Annotated in this window: 14 protein-coding genes and 1 pseudogene; 5 read left to right on the forward strand and 10 right to left on the reverse strand. The window is 66.8% G+C overall.

Translation table 11 applies throughout. The annotated features are described in order from the left end of the window. Positions 1–298: 298 nt before the first annotated feature. The 4 genes from AB0B45_RS41025 to AB0B45_RS41040 all read right to left on the reverse strand — a co-directional run bounded on the left by AB0B45_RS41025 (position 299) and on the right by AB0B45_RS41040 (position 5,004). Positions 299–1,519, reverse strand: coding sequence for an MFS transporter (locus tag AB0B45_RS41025; RefSeq protein ID WP_358142703.1), 1,221 nt, complete (start codon positions 1,517–1,519; stop codon positions 299–301). An 83-nt stretch (positions 1,520–1,602) separates the two neighbouring features. Further along, positions 1,603–3,681, reverse strand: a complete 2,079-nt coding sequence (locus AB0B45_RS41030; RefSeq protein ID WP_358142704.1) for an alpha-galactosidase — start codon at positions 3,679–3,681, stop codon at positions 1,603–1,605. After that, positions 3,678–3,833, reverse strand: a complete 156-nt coding sequence (locus AB0B45_RS41035; RefSeq protein ID WP_358142705.1) for a hypothetical protein — start codon at positions 3,831–3,833, stop codon at positions 3,678–3,680. Before AB0B45_RS41035 ends, AB0B45_RS41030 begins: the two co-directional genes overlap by 4 nt. A 634-nt stretch (positions 3,834–4,467) precedes the next feature. Next, positions 4,468–5,004: a GNAT family protein gene (locus AB0B45_RS41040; RefSeq protein ID WP_358142707.1), complete on the reverse strand. Its 537-nt coding sequence runs from the start codon at positions 5,002–5,004 to the stop codon at positions 4,468–4,470. A 225-nt stretch (positions 5,005–5,229) separates the two neighbouring features. Here AB0B45_RS41040 and AB0B45_RS41045 point away from each other — a divergent pair, with 225 nt between their 5' ends. The 3 genes and pseudogenes from AB0B45_RS41045 (at position 5,230) to AB0B45_RS41055 (ending at position 6,864) form a co-directional block, all read left to right on the forward strand. Continuing rightward, positions 5,230–5,691 (forward strand): GNAT family N-acetyltransferase, encoded by a 462-nt coding sequence (locus tag AB0B45_RS41045; protein ID WP_358142708.1) that lies wholly within the window; start codon positions 5,230–5,232, stop codon positions 5,689–5,691. Positions 5,692–5,743: 52 nt separating this feature from the next. Further along, positions 5,744–6,046 (forward strand): hypothetical protein, encoded by a 303-nt coding sequence (locus tag AB0B45_RS41050; RefSeq protein ID WP_358142710.1) that lies wholly within the window; start codon positions 5,744–5,746, stop codon positions 6,044–6,046. 138 nt (positions 6,047–6,184) lie between these two features. Next, positions 6,185–6,864: pseudogene (locus AB0B45_RS41055) on the forward strand (transposase). Between the two features lie 46 nt (positions 6,865–6,910). Here AB0B45_RS41055 and AB0B45_RS41060 read toward each other — a convergent pair. From AB0B45_RS41060 to AB0B45_RS41075, 4 genes are all read right to left on the reverse strand, one after another. Beyond that, positions 6,911–7,651 (reverse strand): hypothetical protein, encoded by a 741-nt coding sequence (locus tag AB0B45_RS41060; protein ID WP_358142711.1) that lies wholly within the window; start codon positions 7,649–7,651, stop codon positions 6,911–6,913. A 319-nt stretch (positions 7,652–7,970) separates the two neighbouring features. Then, on the reverse strand, positions 7,971–8,519 hold the full coding sequence (locus tag AB0B45_RS41065) for a YciI family protein (protein ID WP_358142712.1): 549 nt from the start codon (positions 8,517–8,519) through the stop codon (positions 7,971–7,973). An 81-nt stretch (positions 8,520–8,600) separates the two neighbouring features. Further along, positions 8,601–9,128 (reverse strand): GNAT family N-acetyltransferase, encoded by a 528-nt coding sequence (locus AB0B45_RS41070; RefSeq protein WP_358142713.1) that lies wholly within the window; start codon positions 9,126–9,128, stop codon positions 8,601–8,603. Between the two features lie 157 nt (positions 9,129–9,285). Next, positions 9,286–10,182, reverse strand: coding sequence for an oxidoreductase (locus AB0B45_RS41075; RefSeq protein WP_358142715.1), 897 nt, complete (start codon positions 10,180–10,182; stop codon positions 9,286–9,288). An 89-nt stretch (positions 10,183–10,271) separates the two neighbouring features. Here AB0B45_RS41075 and AB0B45_RS41080 point away from each other — a divergent pair, with 89 nt between their 5' ends. After that, positions 10,272–10,937 carry a DNA-binding response regulator gene (locus tag AB0B45_RS41080; RefSeq protein ID WP_358142716.1) on the forward strand — a complete coding sequence of 222 codons (666 nt, stop codon included), beginning with the start codon at positions 10,272–10,274 and terminating at the stop codon, positions 10,935–10,937. A 73-nt stretch (positions 10,938–11,010) separates the two neighbouring features. On the opposite strand, the gene AB0B45_RS41085 is transcribed toward AB0B45_RS41080, so the two are convergent. Further along, positions 11,011–11,973 (reverse strand): family 20 glycosylhydrolase, encoded by a 963-nt coding sequence (locus AB0B45_RS41085; RefSeq protein WP_358142904.1) that lies wholly within the window; start codon positions 11,971–11,973, stop codon positions 11,011–11,013. 94 nt (positions 11,974–12,067) lie between these two features. On the opposite strand from AB0B45_RS41085, the gene AB0B45_RS41090 reads away from it, so the two are divergent. After that, complete coding sequence (locus AB0B45_RS41090; RefSeq protein WP_358142717.1) at positions 12,068–13,039, forward strand: MBL fold metallo-hydrolase; 972 nt, start codon at positions 12,068–12,070, stop codon at positions 13,037–13,039. Positions 13,040–13,361: 322 nt separating this feature from the next. Here the strand turns inward: AB0B45_RS41090 and AB0B45_RS41095 are convergent, their stop codons facing one another. Then, positions 13,362–13,769, reverse strand: coding sequence for a spore-associated protein A (locus AB0B45_RS41095; RefSeq protein ID WP_358142719.1), 408 nt, complete (start codon positions 13,767–13,769; stop codon positions 13,362–13,364). Positions 13,770–14,072 lie beyond the last annotated feature (303 nt).

Raw genomic sequence — 14,072 nt, forward strand, 5'->3', positions numbered from 1 at the left:
AGCGAGTCCACACCGAGGCGCACGGCCTTAGCAGAGGGCTCCGGGCCCGGTATCGACACAGGCGTTCCCTCGGCCCGGACCGGCCATCACCCGCCGGGTAGCTCTCCCAACCGCGTACGGCCTCTGTGAAGGAATCGAGTTCCTGGTTGAGTAAAGACGTCGATCAGGAGGAGCTGAACCAGGGACTTGTGGTCCCTTGGAGAGTCATTAGGTTGAGTACGCGGTGACACGATCTTTGGAGTTGTTGCGATGAGGAGGGCCCGCGGGGTTCGGTGTGGATTGCGACATATACGCCGCGCTAGGGCACTGACTTGATCCGCCAGATCAGCACGGCCCCGAGCGTGGAGATGATCGCCGAAACCAGGTAGAGGCCCGAGTAGCCGCCGAAGTTGCTGATGATCACCGATGCGACCGCGGGGACGATCACGTACGGCATGCTCCCCATCAGCCCCGCGATGGCCAGGTCCCTGCCCTGGTCGTCGGCGGCGGGGAGCACCTGGGTGATCAGTGCGCCGTCGACCCCGATGTAGATGCCGTAACCCACACCGAGCACGACGGCGGTCACGATCGTCATGGTCCAGGTGGGCGACAGGGCCAGCATGATCGCGGCCGTTGCCATGATGGCCGAGCCGACGAAGACCAGGATCCTGCGCCGGCCGATCCGGTCGGAGAGCCAGCCGCTGAACACGGACAGCGCGACGACCGAGACGCCGTTGATCGCGACGACGGACAGCAGGTCGTCGGGATGGTTGACGACGTCCTGCAGGAAGTAGGGGATGTAAAGGGTGCCGATGCCGTATCCGAATCCCATCAGGAAGCGGGTGGCCAGCGCCCAGGCGTAGTCGGGGTGGCGGCCGGGGTCGATCCGATATCCGGCCAGGAAGGCCTTGAGCGAGAACGGCATGCGCCGCTCCGGGGGAAGCGGCTGGTCGGCGGCGACCGCGACGAACGGGATCACCAAAACCAGGACCGCGGCCAGTATGAGATAGCCCGCGACCGGGCCGGCGGCGAGCGCGAGCAGCAGCCCGCCGGCGATCAGCCCGGCCGCCTGCGGCACCGCGGCCCAGCCGAGCACCAGGCCACGCTGGGTGACCGGGACCTGGTCGGGGACGATCGTGTTGTACCCGGCGCCCAGCACCGACACGGCAATCGACAGCAGCAGGGCGCCGATCGCGACGCCGACCACGCTCGTCTGGACGGTCAGGAAGATGAAGGCGGCGGCACAGGCGAGCGCGCCGCCGACGATCCACGGGCGGCGGCGGCCGAACCGGCTGCCGGTGCGGTCGGACAGCGCGCCGAACAGCGGCGCGGCGACGATCCCCGCGACCGCGCTCATGATGCTGACCCAGGCGAATCCGCCGACCTTGCCCGCGGGGTCGATGTCGGCGATCTGCTGCGGCATGACGAACGTGCTCGGCGACTGCAACGCGATCTGCATGCCGAACCCGGCGACGACGTACGTGGAGATCCAGCCGGCCCCCACACGGCGTGTGGGGGTGATGAGGGGCGGAATGGACATGGCGACCTCTGCTCGATGGACGACAACGGAATGGGGCCTTCGCTCGATGCCGAGCCGACCGAGGAGGGCGGGACGGTGGGTTGTCAGTCGACGCGGGTGAGGTGGACGAACTCGCTGGTGCCGTCGAAGGGCATCAGCCCTGCGCCGACACCGTGGGTGAGCAGCACCGCGCCGTGGTGGACGTCCCCTGTGGCCTGGTCCCGATAGCGCGCTGCCGGGTCGAGACCGGTGAGCCTGAGCGGGATGGGCGTCCGGCCGAGCGCGCTCGGCTGGTATGTGAGAACGACGACCTCGCGACCGTCGGCGGAGACGTACTGCGTCGCCTCGGGGCCCAGCCGGTACTGCGCGCCGCCGTGCACCACGGGCCGGGCCCGCTTGTACTGCTCCACGAACGCGGCCGCCCAGGCAAGGTCGTCCTCGCTCCACGCCCGCAGGTCGCCGCCGACACCGAGGGCGCCCGCCATGGAGACGTGGAAGCGGTAGCGGACCCAGTGGGTGCGGGCCGTCATCGAGTTGGGGCTGTCGGTGGCCCAGGCGCCCATCGTGCAGGCCGGGTAGATCTGGCCGTAGCCGTGCTGGATGGCGACCCGCTCGGCGGCGTCGGTGTTGTCGGAGGCCCACACCTGGTCGACGCGGGCCAGCATGCCGAGGTCGACCCGTCCTCCGCCGCCCGCGCAGCCCTCGATGAACAGGCCGGGATGGTCGGCGCGGAGCCGGTCGATGATCGCGTAGACGTTCCTGACGTGGTCGATCCAGAGCCGGTCGGGATCATCGTGACCCGGCCAACCGGCCTCGCTGAACGACCGGTTCATGTCCCACTTCAGGAAGGAGATCTCGTTCTCGCCGACCAAGGCGTCCAGCCAGGCGTGGGTCCACTCGGCCACGTCGGGCCGGGCGAGGTTGAGCACCAACTGGTTACGGCTCTCCGTACGGCGCCGCCCCGGCGTGTGCAGGACCCAGTCCGGGTTCCGCCGGTAGAGGTCGCTGTCCGGATTGACGGCCTCTGGCTCGACCCAGATCCCGAAGTCCATGCCGAGCCGGCGTACCTCGTCGATCAGCGGCCCGAGCCCCTTGGGGAACCTGTCGGGGTTGGGCCACCAGTCGCCGAGCCCCGCCGCGTCGTGGGTGCGGGTACCGAACCAGGCGTCGTCCAGGACGAACGTCTCGATCCCGATCCGGGAGGCGCGGGCCGCCAGGTCGAGCTGGAGCGCCTCGTCGTAGTCGAACTCGGTGGCCTCCCATGCGTTGTAGACGACCGGCCTGACCCGGTCGGGGGCCGGCAGCACGTGCTTGCGGATGTGGTCGTGCCAGCCGCGGCTGATGGCACCGAACCCGTCCGCGCTGTAGAGGCCGGCGAAGGCCGGGGTCTCGAGTACGTCGCCGGAGGCCAGTCGCCAGGTGAGGCCCTCGTGGCCGAACCCGCCCGACCACCCGGCCCGGCCCTTCAGGTCGCGAAAGGCGGTGATCCGCCAGCTACCGCTCCAGGCCAGCGCGGCGCTCCACACCTCGCCGTGCTCCTCGGTGGCCTCCCCCGCGTCGACCATCAGCCAGGGGTTACCCGCGTGCCCGGTGATGCCGGCCCTGCTGGTGAGCGTGGTTTCGCCGCACGCGAGTGCGCCCCGCTGGAGCTGGAACTCCTTGCCCCACTCGCCGACGACGTGGCTCAGCCGGTAGCCGGGCCTGGGTGGGAGGGTCCAGGCCGCCGAGTCCAGGCGGAGGATCTCGATCGACGGGCCCTGTCCGGTGTGGCGCAGGACGACGTGCCGTTCGATCGCGTCGGAGTCCTCACGGACCCGGTAGTGAAGGGCGATCTCCAGCGGGTACCGCCGGTCGGTGAAGACGATCTCCAGGTGGCCGTCCTCGATCCGCTGACGCAGGAAACGCCACTCCACGCCGCGGGTGGCGTCGCCGTACCGGACGATCAGGGACGGCACGCCGTACCGCAGGCCGCCCTCGACGGAGAGCTCCTCGCCTCCGGGGTCGGCCTCGGTGTCGGCCAGTGCGGCGCGCAGCTCGGCGAGCCGCTTCGCCTGGTCGAGTGTGAGACGGGGACCCCAGTGGACATGCCGGGGCGCGTCATCCTCGTCCAGGCACAGGACGTAGGAGGTGGCGGGGGTGCGCAGCAGCCACAGCCGGTCGCGGGCGTCGAAGAGGATGCTCATCGGGCGTGCCGGACGGCCGTGTCCGAGGGCAGGAGATCGCCTTCGACGGAACCGCCCGCGAGCGGGGCCGCCTCGGCGAAGCTGCGCGGACGGATCTGGTAGGCGACCGCGTCCCGCCACCACTCCGGGTGTGACATCGAATCAACTCCCATATGAGCACCATCAGAACATGAGGCTTGCTCAGATTAGAGACATTTGATCGTTCACACCAGACCCGAAAATCGCACCGAGCACCTGGTACTACAGCCATGTTCTGTGATCCATGGCGGGGTGATCAGCCGGGCGGGGTTGCGTCGCGTTGCGCGAATGAGACCAGGTCTCGGGCCGATCGACAAGGTCTGCCTCCGGCGGGGCACTCCGACTCCGGGATGATCGCTGCGCAGGGCAGTCACCTGCCCCGCGTATTCGACATGGGTTGCGCGGGATGATCCGGTCGTCCTCAGCGGCCGTCATGAGCACGGCCCGCAGCAGCCGGTACGCCTTGGCCGCCATCCCGACCAAGACACCCTTAGCGAGCAGGTCGGCCCGCCACGGCCGAACGGTCGGGGTGGACAGCTTGGCGACCGCCACACCATCCAGTACCGGACTATGCGTGCTTCTTGAGCAGCCAGCAGTACAGGTCGACGGTTCGCGGTCGCAGGCCGGGACGCTGGGTGATCCACGTCTCGGAGTAGTCCTTGAGCTTGACCTTGCTGCGCTCCGGGTCGATCTACTCCCCCTTGATCATCTGAGCTTCGAGGTATGGCCATCGATACCGCTACCGTCGCGTGAAGCTCAGACGAGGTCCTACACGAGCTTGGAATAGAGGTACATGTCGCGACGTTCGCCGCCGACCTCCTGCCAACTGCGCAGTAGCCCTTCGCGGACGAAGCCCGCTCGCTCCGCCGCCTTCCACGACGGTGCGTTCCACGGTTCCACATGCAATTCCAGCCGCGGAATCCTCAGTCGCTCCAAGCCCCATGATGAGATCGCCCGCAACGCCGCACAGGCAACACCTCGGCCCCGGGCCGACCCTGCGACCCAGTAACCCACCGATGCGCGTCCATGCGGACCGGGCCACAACCCGATCTGGCCCGAAGCCCGATCACCGTCGGCATCCGCGATCGCGAATGAGTACCCGACCCCCTCGACAGCTCTACTCCACTGCCGGCGGATGAAAGCCGCGCCCTCCGTATCCGAATAGCTCGACGGCACGCTGGTGATCAGAGGAATGTACGGATCCTCAGCGGCTTCTTTGACCAACGCGACGTCATCGAGCCGCCACGGACGAAGCAAGAACCTCTCGCCAGCCGAGAGCTCCGGAACCATGAGCGAACCGTCCATGACCGCATCATGCCAGCGAGGACGATCACATCCGCATACCCATGCCTCCGGCGTGGGCACTCCGGCTCCGGGATGATCGCCGCGCCACGTGCCAGGGTCATGAGTGGCTGAGGTGGAAGCCTGATCATCCCGCCCACCATCGACCCGGGACAAGCCGAGCAGGGCGGGGCGCGTCGCGTCGCGCGACTGAGACCCGGTCGCGGGCAGATCGATAAGGTCGAGCTCATGAGCGTCGAGATTGAGATCGTGCGCGAGGCGAGTGACGATGTCGTGGCCGCGCTCAGCCGACTGTTGCCGCAGTTGTCGACAACCGCGAAAGCACTTGATCGTGAGGCTGTGGGCCGGCTGCTGGCTTTCGAATCGAACACGGTACTTGCGGCTCGCGTGCAAGGGCGGATCGTAGGAACCTTGACGCTCGTAATCTTTCCGCTGCCTTCCGGGCTTCGTGCGCGCGTCGAGGATGTTGTGGTGGACGAGGCTGCTCGCGGGCGAGGCGTCGCGGCGGCACTGACGGACAAAGCCCTCGCGCTGGCGAAAGAGGTAGGGGCTCGAACTGTCGACCTCACGTCGCGGCCATCTAGGGAGGCGGCAAATCGCCTGTATGAGCGAGCAGGGTTCCAACGGCGGGAGTCGATCGTCTACCGCTTCCTGCTGGATGGGCAAAGCGTGAACGGCGGAGCATCTTGATCGCCGGGCCATTAGCGGGCCATTAGGTCTCGTCCTGCGAGAGCCTTGCCCCATGGACGAGCACTGCTGTGAGTTGATGACCCGTCAAGTGACGTGGCGCTGCGACGATCACGAAGACCCGTTCGACTGCCTGGACGTCCTCGTAAGGTTCGACGCCAGGTTCCGGGAGTACGGACTGATCATCCATGACGGTGGGACCTCGACCATCGGCATCGCCTTCTGCCCTTGGTGCGGGAGCCGCCTGCCCGTCTCTCAGCGTGATCGCTGGTTCGAGGAACTGGAGCAGCGCGGCATCGACCCATGGGGAGCCGAGATCCCCATCGAGTACAAAGACGGGCGTTGGCTGCACTCATGACCCGCTCAGCGGAGCGATCGGCTCTCGGCACCTTTAGGGGTCGCGCAGATAGGCGCGGTTGAGGCACCCGACGGCACTGCAGGCGCAGGTATTGATGATCATGGACGGATGACGCTCTGTGATCACCGGGGGAGACCTGTGCCTGTCCTTCCATCGTGGCTGACCGAGCCGCTGTGGGACCAATTCTCGGCGCTGCTGCCTGAGCGGCCGGTGTATCACCCGGACTACCCGCTGGGCTGCCACCGCCGGCGCATCAGCGACCGGATCATCTTCGACAAGCTGCTGCAGCTCCTTCGGTTCGGCTGCTCCTACGAGGCGATCGCCGACACGACGTGCTCGGCCACCACGATCCGCAACCGCCGCGACGAGTGGATCCGGCTCGGTGTCTTCGCCAAGTTCAAGCAGATCGGCTGCTCGCCCCGGCCCTGGACCACCTGAACGACCTGGGACCTCTGCCAGAGGACATCACTGTGCACCTGGACGCCGGCTACAACTCGGACACCACCCGCGCACTGCTCGACGAACGTGACCTGCACGGCCGCATCGCGCACAAGGGCGAAAAGGCACCGATCCAAGCCAGCCAGCGGTGGCACGTGGAGCGAACCCACGCCTGGCAGAACGCCTTCCACCGCCTCGCCCGCTGCTACGAGCGCCGGACTACCGTCATCGAGACCTTCTTCGACCTCGCCGACACCATCATCACCGTGCGCAGCCTGATCCGACGCGCATGGACGACCCACCGCTGGGGCACCCGGCCACCCCGACGCCCTGATCACCCCTCCCATCCACGCAGGCTCCACCAGGGGACAAGTCCATGATCGGCTGGTGATGACCAGATACAACGGTTCCGTAGCCGCCGGACGGTCAAGGGTATGTCTGCTGCCAGCCAAGGCAGTGCAGGCGGCGCAGCGCGTCATCGAGCAACGTCCGTCCCGGCGTTTCGTCGTGCCACCACACCGACAGGCTCACCTGAAGCTGAAGGTCGAGCCCCCACATACCGTGGTTGAGAACTCGGCAGCTGATCGGAGAGGCGAGGAACGGGTATCTGGGCCCTTCTATCCAGACGGCGTTGTCGTCCTCGATGAGCGGCACCCGTACCCCTCGATGCTTGTTGTCGTAGTCATCGACGACGAGGTGGTCCTCGGTGTCACTCCGCATCGTGTCGGGAAACCGGACCCGCGCCGACCGGACATACATTTCTGTCCAGGTCAGCAGGCGCCCGCGCGGAGCGGTACAAGGCTGTCCAAGGACCTGGTCCACGACTTTGAACATCGCTGGCTCATCGATGACGTCGCTGACGAGCGACTTCTCGTCCACGTACATGGCCTCTGGCCGAACATGCGCAGGTGGGCTCGTCTGTTGCAGATACCAGTGCCAATGGGGCGGGTGATCGTCGGGATGATACATGCCGTACTCGTCCATGAAATGGGCTGTCATCCCGAACTCCAAAGGCTGGAGAAGATCACGGGACAACTCACTGATCGCGAGTACGGCTCGTCGCGCCGCCATCCGGCCTAGCCGCCCGTCGTCACCTTCGTCCACGAACTCGAGAGAAACCGTGCGCGGATCCGGGTAGATGCAGTGCTCGCTCGGTACGGCTGTCACAGTGCCATTCTCACCTGATGCAGGATCTGGTCCGGGTCGACCCGGACCAGATCGATCATCAGCGTTGTAGCAGTCGGGCAACAACGCGACGAGCGGGTCCGGCCAACGAACCGGTCAGCCAAGATGGCAACGCCAACAGAGAGGGCTCTCTACGTTCACGGAGCGTAACCACTGGATGATCGACAGGACCATGCCCGCACCAATGTCACGATGCCCACCGTGACCTATCCGCGCGTGTTCTTAGTCATCCCGTAGGCTCCAGCGTTCCGGTCGCGCCGCCGACCTCATCACTCTCATGTCTTCGACGGTCAAGTGCTCATTAGCGCCGCCCGCCGAACTCCCAGTCGTGGACCTCGATGTCGGCGTACCGGTCCAGGGTCAGGACGGCGCGTGCCGCATCCGGGTCCGGTGCCCGGACCAGCAGCGCCGTACCAAGCCAGGTGGTGCCGTCGTCGGACAGCAGCGGCCCATACGCGATCAGCTCGTCCCGGTCGGGCGGCGGGACAAGGTCGGCAGCCTGCCCGGACCCGAGGCCCAGCACCAGATACCGGTTGCCGCCGTCTCGGCCGCCGGGGAAATCCCACATGGTGCGCCCCAGCACGTTGCGCCATCGGCGCAACACCACGTCCCGGTACACACCGGCCTGGTAGTTGGGCTCTTCGAAGACGAACGCACGCGCAGTGGCGAGATCCGGCAGGTCGACGATGTGCACGCTGCCGATGGCCGTGTCGCCGCCGCGGCCGAAGGTCGGGCCACGGGCGATCATCTCCGCCGCGTACCGGTCCATGTAGGACCAGTGCTCTTCCAGCAACTCGTCGCGCAGCGCCGCGGAGTCAGGCCGATCGCGGTGATAACAGAAGAACTCCATACCGGAGTACCTACCACGGACCGCAGCGACCGCCCCCTTCTGGTCATCCGAGCCATCGGCGATCCTTCGGCCCCGGAGCCTTCACGATTCGAGGGCGCCCACACCCGGCCGTCGCACCATGAAAACGTCGATCGGGTCCTGAGCCTCCACGGTGAACCCGTGACGCTCGTACAGCCGTCGGGCGGCGCAGCCCTGCAGGACGTTCAGGCGGACGAACACGCCGTCGGCATCGATCCGCTTCAGCAGTGTCCGTAGGACAGCCGATCCGATCCCCCGGCCCTGGAGGCCCGGAGCGAGATAGAAATGCTCCAGCCACCGCCCGTCCTCTGCCGGGCGCACAGTGACGCTGCCCGCGAAGGCGCCGGCGGCCACGATGACCGACGTGTGCTGTGGGGAGAAGGAGTCCCGCAGCCGCTGCCGGACCCGATGCTCGTCGAACCGTCCCAACCGCTCCAGGTCCGGGCGCATCACCGTGGCTCGCAGCTCCGCGATCGCCTCGACGTCCGCCGCCTCTGCGGAACGCAGCTCCCACTCCATGGGGCGGCCCGACTCGATCCCGGGCGCCGCCTGGCCTGGCCGTATCCGGTCCGTCCTCGCACTCGTATCCATGGTCGGAGTATCTCAATGGCCCCCCGTGACCACGTACGCACCGATCGGGCACGCAGAGCCCCTATCGCGCACCATTACTCGTCCTGGACGCTGTCCGCCTGCCCCGACGCGGCACATGGGTCTTCCAGATGAGACGGCCGCCATGTCCGACGCGTGGTCAATCCTCGAGCGCGGCGAGGTCTTGAGGTGTCAGGCGGATACGGCTCGCCCCCATGTTCTCCTCCAGGTGCTCAAGGGAACCGGTGCCGGGGATGGCGAGCAGTGCGGGTGATCTCTCCAGCAGCCAGGCGAGTGCCACCTGCGCGGCGGTGGCCTTATGACGGGTCGTGACTTGTGCCATCCGAGTCGCGTCGATCGGGCGAGTGCCACCACCGAGCGGGAAGAACGGCACGAAGGCGATCCCGGCCTCCTCGCACTGTGTCAGAAGCTTGGCGTCGCCCTGTTCTTGCACGTGAAAACTGTTCTGCACGGCCGCTACCGGGGCGATCGCCTGCGCCTCGGCCAACTGGGCGGCATCGACGTTGCTGATGCCCAAATGCCGGATCAGCCCCTCCTCGCGCAGCTTGGCGAGGGCCTCGAACCGGGCTGCGATCGACTCACCGCCCGGGCGGGTCATGCCACCCACCCGCAGGTAGACGAGGTCGAGCCGGTCCACGCCAAGGCTGCGCAGGTTGTCCTCCACCAGGCCGCGGAGCTGGTCCGGCCCGGCCTGGCCGCTCGGAACTCCGTCGCTGTCGAGCAACGGCCCGACCTTCGTCGCGATCACCAGGTCGTCTCCGTACGGAGCAAGCGCCGTTCGGATGAGCTCGTTGGCCACCACACCGCCCCTTCGGTAGAACCACGCCGTATCGATGTGGTTGACGCCCAGTTCGACCGCACGGCGAAGCACCGCGATGCCGGTCTCCGGGTCACGGGCGGGCCCCCGGAAACTGCCGGTCGGGAGCCGCATGGCACCGAAACCGAGCCGGTGGACGGGGAGCGCCCCGCCGAGGAGGAAGCTTCCCGAGAGAGCCGCGGGGGTGGCTGAACCTGAATATGTGCTGTCCGTCGTCATGTCGGTCAGCCTCCCTCGGGTATGTACAGTGGCTCAACGCGATGGCAGCAAACTGCCATCGCCCGCATGCTGACGGGGATGATGAACCGGTGACTGCTGATCAGGTCCTCACCGTCCGCGGTGACGCGGAACTCGTCGCCCGGGCCGGTCATCTGTTCACCGGCGCTCAGCACGAGTTCGTGTGCGTGGCGCGTGACCTCAACACGTGGTCCCAGCCAGAGGCGCGACAGGCGATCAGCAATCGGATGCGCGCGGTCGGCGAAGCCGGCTTCACGGTGAACAAGCTCCTCAGCCCGACCGCCCTGGCCGACGAGGCGGCAAGAGCGCACCTCCGCCAGGTCATGGCAAAGGGTGCCCGAGTCCGGATCAGCTCGACACAGCTTCCTCACGAGACGATCATCATCGACCGGCGGGTGATGATCCTCGCCGGCCGTGACGCGCCTGGCCTCCGCGAGTTCACGGTGACTACCTCGCCTGCACTGGTCGGCGGCGTGTACGCCCTCTTCCAGGCGGCCTGGGAGACCGCCACCGACCTCGCCGCCTATCTCGGTGGAGACGTGCCTCACCTCGACGCGGACAGCCTGACGGTCCTTCGCGCCCTCGGCGCGGGACACACCGACGAGACCGCGGCCAGACAGCTCGGCCTCTCACTACGCACCTACCGGAGACGGGTCGCGGAACTGATGGCGAAGCTGGAGGCCGACTCGCGATTCCAGGCCGGGCTGCGCGTGGGCGAACTCAGACTCAACAGGTGATGCGCTTACCGGGTTCTGATCGTCGGGCTATTAACGGGCTGCCCAGCCGGCCGCTGGGGTGCTGTACGGCCGATCAAGCCATGCGCCAGGTCTTTCGAGGTTTGTTGTGCGGCCGTCCGGGGATGCCGGGGCGTTGCTGCCATGGACTGGGGCCGTTGGGCGGACGGTAGCCGACGCCCAGCGCATCCAGGCGAGCGTAGTGCGCCGCGTGCATCCGACGCTCGAAGCCATCGAAGTCGCGTTCATCGGGATCCGGCAGGTCCGACCAAGCCACTTCGGCGAACGCGACAAGCCGGGGAAATGCCTGGTAGTCCACTCGCCCGCGATTCTCGGCGATTTCGGTCCACAGATTGGCCTGAGTACCGATGACGCGGGCCGCGTGAGCCGTTCCTGCCAGCCGGGGCGGTATGGGCTCAAACCGGTAGACGTCCTCCAGCGTGTGCACCCATCCGAACGGCACGGGCTCCTCGGCATCGTGGGATTGGACGTGGTCGAGGTAGACCTCCTGCTGAGGGCACATCACCACATCATGTCCGGCCTCCGCGGCGGCGATGCCGCCCGTGTACCACCGCCAGCACGCAACAGCGGCCCCCTCCGCCAAGCCTCCCTCCAAGATCTCGTCCCAGCCGATGAGACGACGCCCACGCTCGCTGAGCCAGCGGTTGAAGTGGCGGATCAGCCAAGACTGGAGCTCGTCCTCATCCTTGAGTCCCAACTCCCTGATGCGTGCCTGCGCTGTGGGTGACTCGCGCCATTGGTCCTTGAGGCACTCGTCGCCGCCGATGTGGATGAACAGGCTGGGGAAGATCTCCAGCACCTCTTCCAGGACGCCCTCATAGAAACGCAGTACGGCGTCGGTCGGGGCGAGCACCTGGGGGCTCTTGCCCCAGTCGGTCCACACCTCCAGCGCGGTGGTGTCGACGACGTCGGTGTTTCCCAGTTCGGGATAGGCAGCGATGGCCGCCTGCGAATGACCTGGAATATCGATCTCTGGGACGACCGTGATGTGCCGCTCCTCGGCGTACGCGACGATGATATCCGCTGGAAATTTCGTCGCCGGACCGCGAGCCTAGCCATCAGCCATTTGGCCGAGACGACTACGACGCTCGAATATCCGGAAGGCGTACCCGATGACGCAGACTTCTCAACGGCAGGCCGAGCACCCCGACCGACTGGAGAGGGGACACCCCTTCCGGCAGTGGAAGACAGGGCGGATACCGGGCACCACATTCACCCTCATCGGGTACTCCCGGGCGAACGACAAAACCTTCTTCCACATACCGGAGCTGCGATGCGCCCTGGACGCCGGGTTGTGCGAAGGGCGGCAGGCCGAGACGGTCTTCTTGACGCACACGCACCATGACCACGCCAAGGATCTCGACTACCTGGCCTCCAGAGCGTCCGGCACCGACATCTACCTGCCTGCCGAGGCGCTCCCCTATGTGGAGTCGTTTCTGCGTGCGTCCGCCGAGCTGAATCACGCGGCGCCATACGATCCGGCGCTGGCCCCGGCCTATCGTCTTCACGGCGTGCGACAGGACGACGAATTCACTTTCGGCCCCCGTGGCCACCACGTCCGCGTGGTGCGATGCGAGCACAAGGTGCCCTGCGTGGGCTACGCGTTCTCTGAGAACGGCAAGGAACTGCTGCCCGAATTCCAGGACCTGCGGCGCGCCCTCGTCCGGGACGGGCGCGGCGAGGAGTTCGGCCGGATCATGGCTAAAAAACGACGAGAAGGCGTGGCGGTCGACCGGCAGGTACGCCGTCCCCTTTTCGCCTTTCTAGGCGATACACATGTGTCGGTGTTCGAGCGAAACCCCTGGCTGTTCACCTATCCGGTCATCATCACCGAGTGCACTTTTCTCCATGACAGTGAGCTGCCTCGCGCCAACCGGGTCGGGCACACGGTCTGGAGCCAGCTCAAACCCGTGATCGAGGCGCACCCGGACACGCTGTTCGTCTTGACCCACTTCAGCCTGCGCCACTCCGATCAGGAGGTGCTCTCCTTTTTTCAGCGGGAACGGCACGACAACGTCCTGGTGTGGGCACATCCGGAAAGCCATCTGCCCGAGCAGCACCAGTCCGCATCCGTTGATCTGTGACGGCGGGCCTTCATCCTGGCCGCCAGCTGACCAGGTGCGTTCCGCGGCGCCGGGCCACGGGACCAAGATCGTTCCTTGCCCCGTAGCCCTGGCCCGCTTCTTGGTCGTGCAAAGATCCTGACCGGCTACGTTCCGCGCCACCTGAATCGTCCAGGCCATCCTGGCCCCTGAGGCCGCCGCTCTGGGTGAAAGGGCTCGCTCAGCCGCACCCATCGGCTCCCCCTAGCGATCTCGACTTCGGAAGAAGCCGGCAAGAAGGCAGCCGATGATGCGGCCGGGCGTAGCCACAGGATCGTTCTCCCTGCGGCAACCGGTCCGGCGATCAGTCGCAGTGCTCCAAGTCACTCATCCAGAAGCTGTCGCCGTACGCGCCGCCCCACTGAATGCAACGGCCCTGGGCGTCGACCTTCACCGGCCCCGCGTAGTACTTGTAGTTGCCGGGGTCGACCCTGAAATACATGCCGCTGTGACGCAGCCGGGCCTCCACGTACGCGGTGTTGCCCCTGGCTCCCGTCTTCCAGGTCACCACGCAGTTGGTGGTGCCGTTGTAGAGCAGGTAGAGGGTGGCGCTGGACCCGAAGTCGTGGCTGTCGATGACGTGGTACGCGCCGCCGCCGCAGGCCTCGATGGGGGAAGACGCCGCCGCGGCGGGGCCGCTGGTGGCGAGCGTGGCGGTCAACGTGGCCACCAGGCCGAGTGCCGCCATGGCCGAGTTCTTGATCTTGCCCATGCTATGCGTGATCCTCTCGTCAACCACACGATGCCGATCCCGAATGATCAACATGTCTAAGGGGTAGACGGCGAAAACGGCGGCCATGTTGCGTGACATGGATCACGCTGAGCCCTTTTCATCCCGAGGAGCGGCCTCATTCGATGGTCTGACGATCGGGGTGGAGAGGGTGCGGGCGCGGACTACCACTGGCTTTCGGTGGAGGGCTCGGGTTCGGCGGTCGGTTCGTGGCCGAGGCCTTGCCGACACCCGCTTGGTAGGTCAGGTACCTGGGGGCGCAACGACTCGATGTCGGTTGCCACT

The sequence above is a fragment of the Nonomuraea sp. NPDC049152 genome (assembly GCF_040648355.1).
Taxonomy (GTDB): Bacteria; Actinomycetota; Actinomycetes; order Streptosporangiales; family Streptosporangiaceae; genus Nonomuraea.

Coding starts and splice junctions, on each gene's coding strand:
- AB0B45_RS41025 (WP_358142703.1), bottom strand. CDS start 1,519: ATGTCCATTCCGCCCCTCATCACCCCCACACGCCGTGTGGGGGCCGGC.
- AB0B45_RS41030 (WP_358142704.1), bottom strand. CDS start 3,681: ATGAGCATCCTCTTCGACGCCCGCGACCGGCTGTGGCTGCTGCGCACC.
- AB0B45_RS41035 (WP_358142705.1), bottom strand. CDS start 3,833: ATGGGAGTTGATTCGATGTCACACCCGGAGTGGTGGCGGGACGCGGTC.
- AB0B45_RS41040 (WP_358142707.1), bottom strand. CDS start 5,004: ATGGACGGTTCGCTCATGGTTCCGGAGCTCTCGGCTGGCGAGAGGTTC.
- AB0B45_RS41045 (WP_358142708.1), top strand. CDS start 5,230: ATGAGCGTCGAGATTGAGATCGTGCGCGAGGCGAGTGACGATGTCGTG.
- AB0B45_RS41050 (WP_358142710.1), top strand. CDS start 5,744: ATGGACGAGCACTGCTGTGAGTTGATGACCCGTCAAGTGACGTGGCGC.
- AB0B45_RS41065 (WP_358142712.1), bottom strand. CDS start 8,519: ATGGAGTTCTTCTGTTATCACCGCGATCGGCCTGACTCCGCGGCGCTG.
- AB0B45_RS41070 (WP_358142713.1), bottom strand. CDS start 9,128: ATGGATACGAGTGCGAGGACGGACCGGATACGGCCAGGCCAGGCGGCG.
- AB0B45_RS41075 (WP_358142715.1), bottom strand. CDS start 10,182: ATGACGACGGACAGCACATATTCAGGTTCAGCCACCCCCGCGGCTCTC.
- AB0B45_RS41090 (WP_358142717.1), top strand. CDS start 12,068: ATGACGCAGACTTCTCAACGGCAGGCCGAGCACCCCGACCGACTGGAG.
- AB0B45_RS41095 (WP_358142719.1), bottom strand. CDS start 13,769: ATGGGCAAGATCAAGAACTCGGCCATGGCGGCACTCGGCCTGGTGGCC.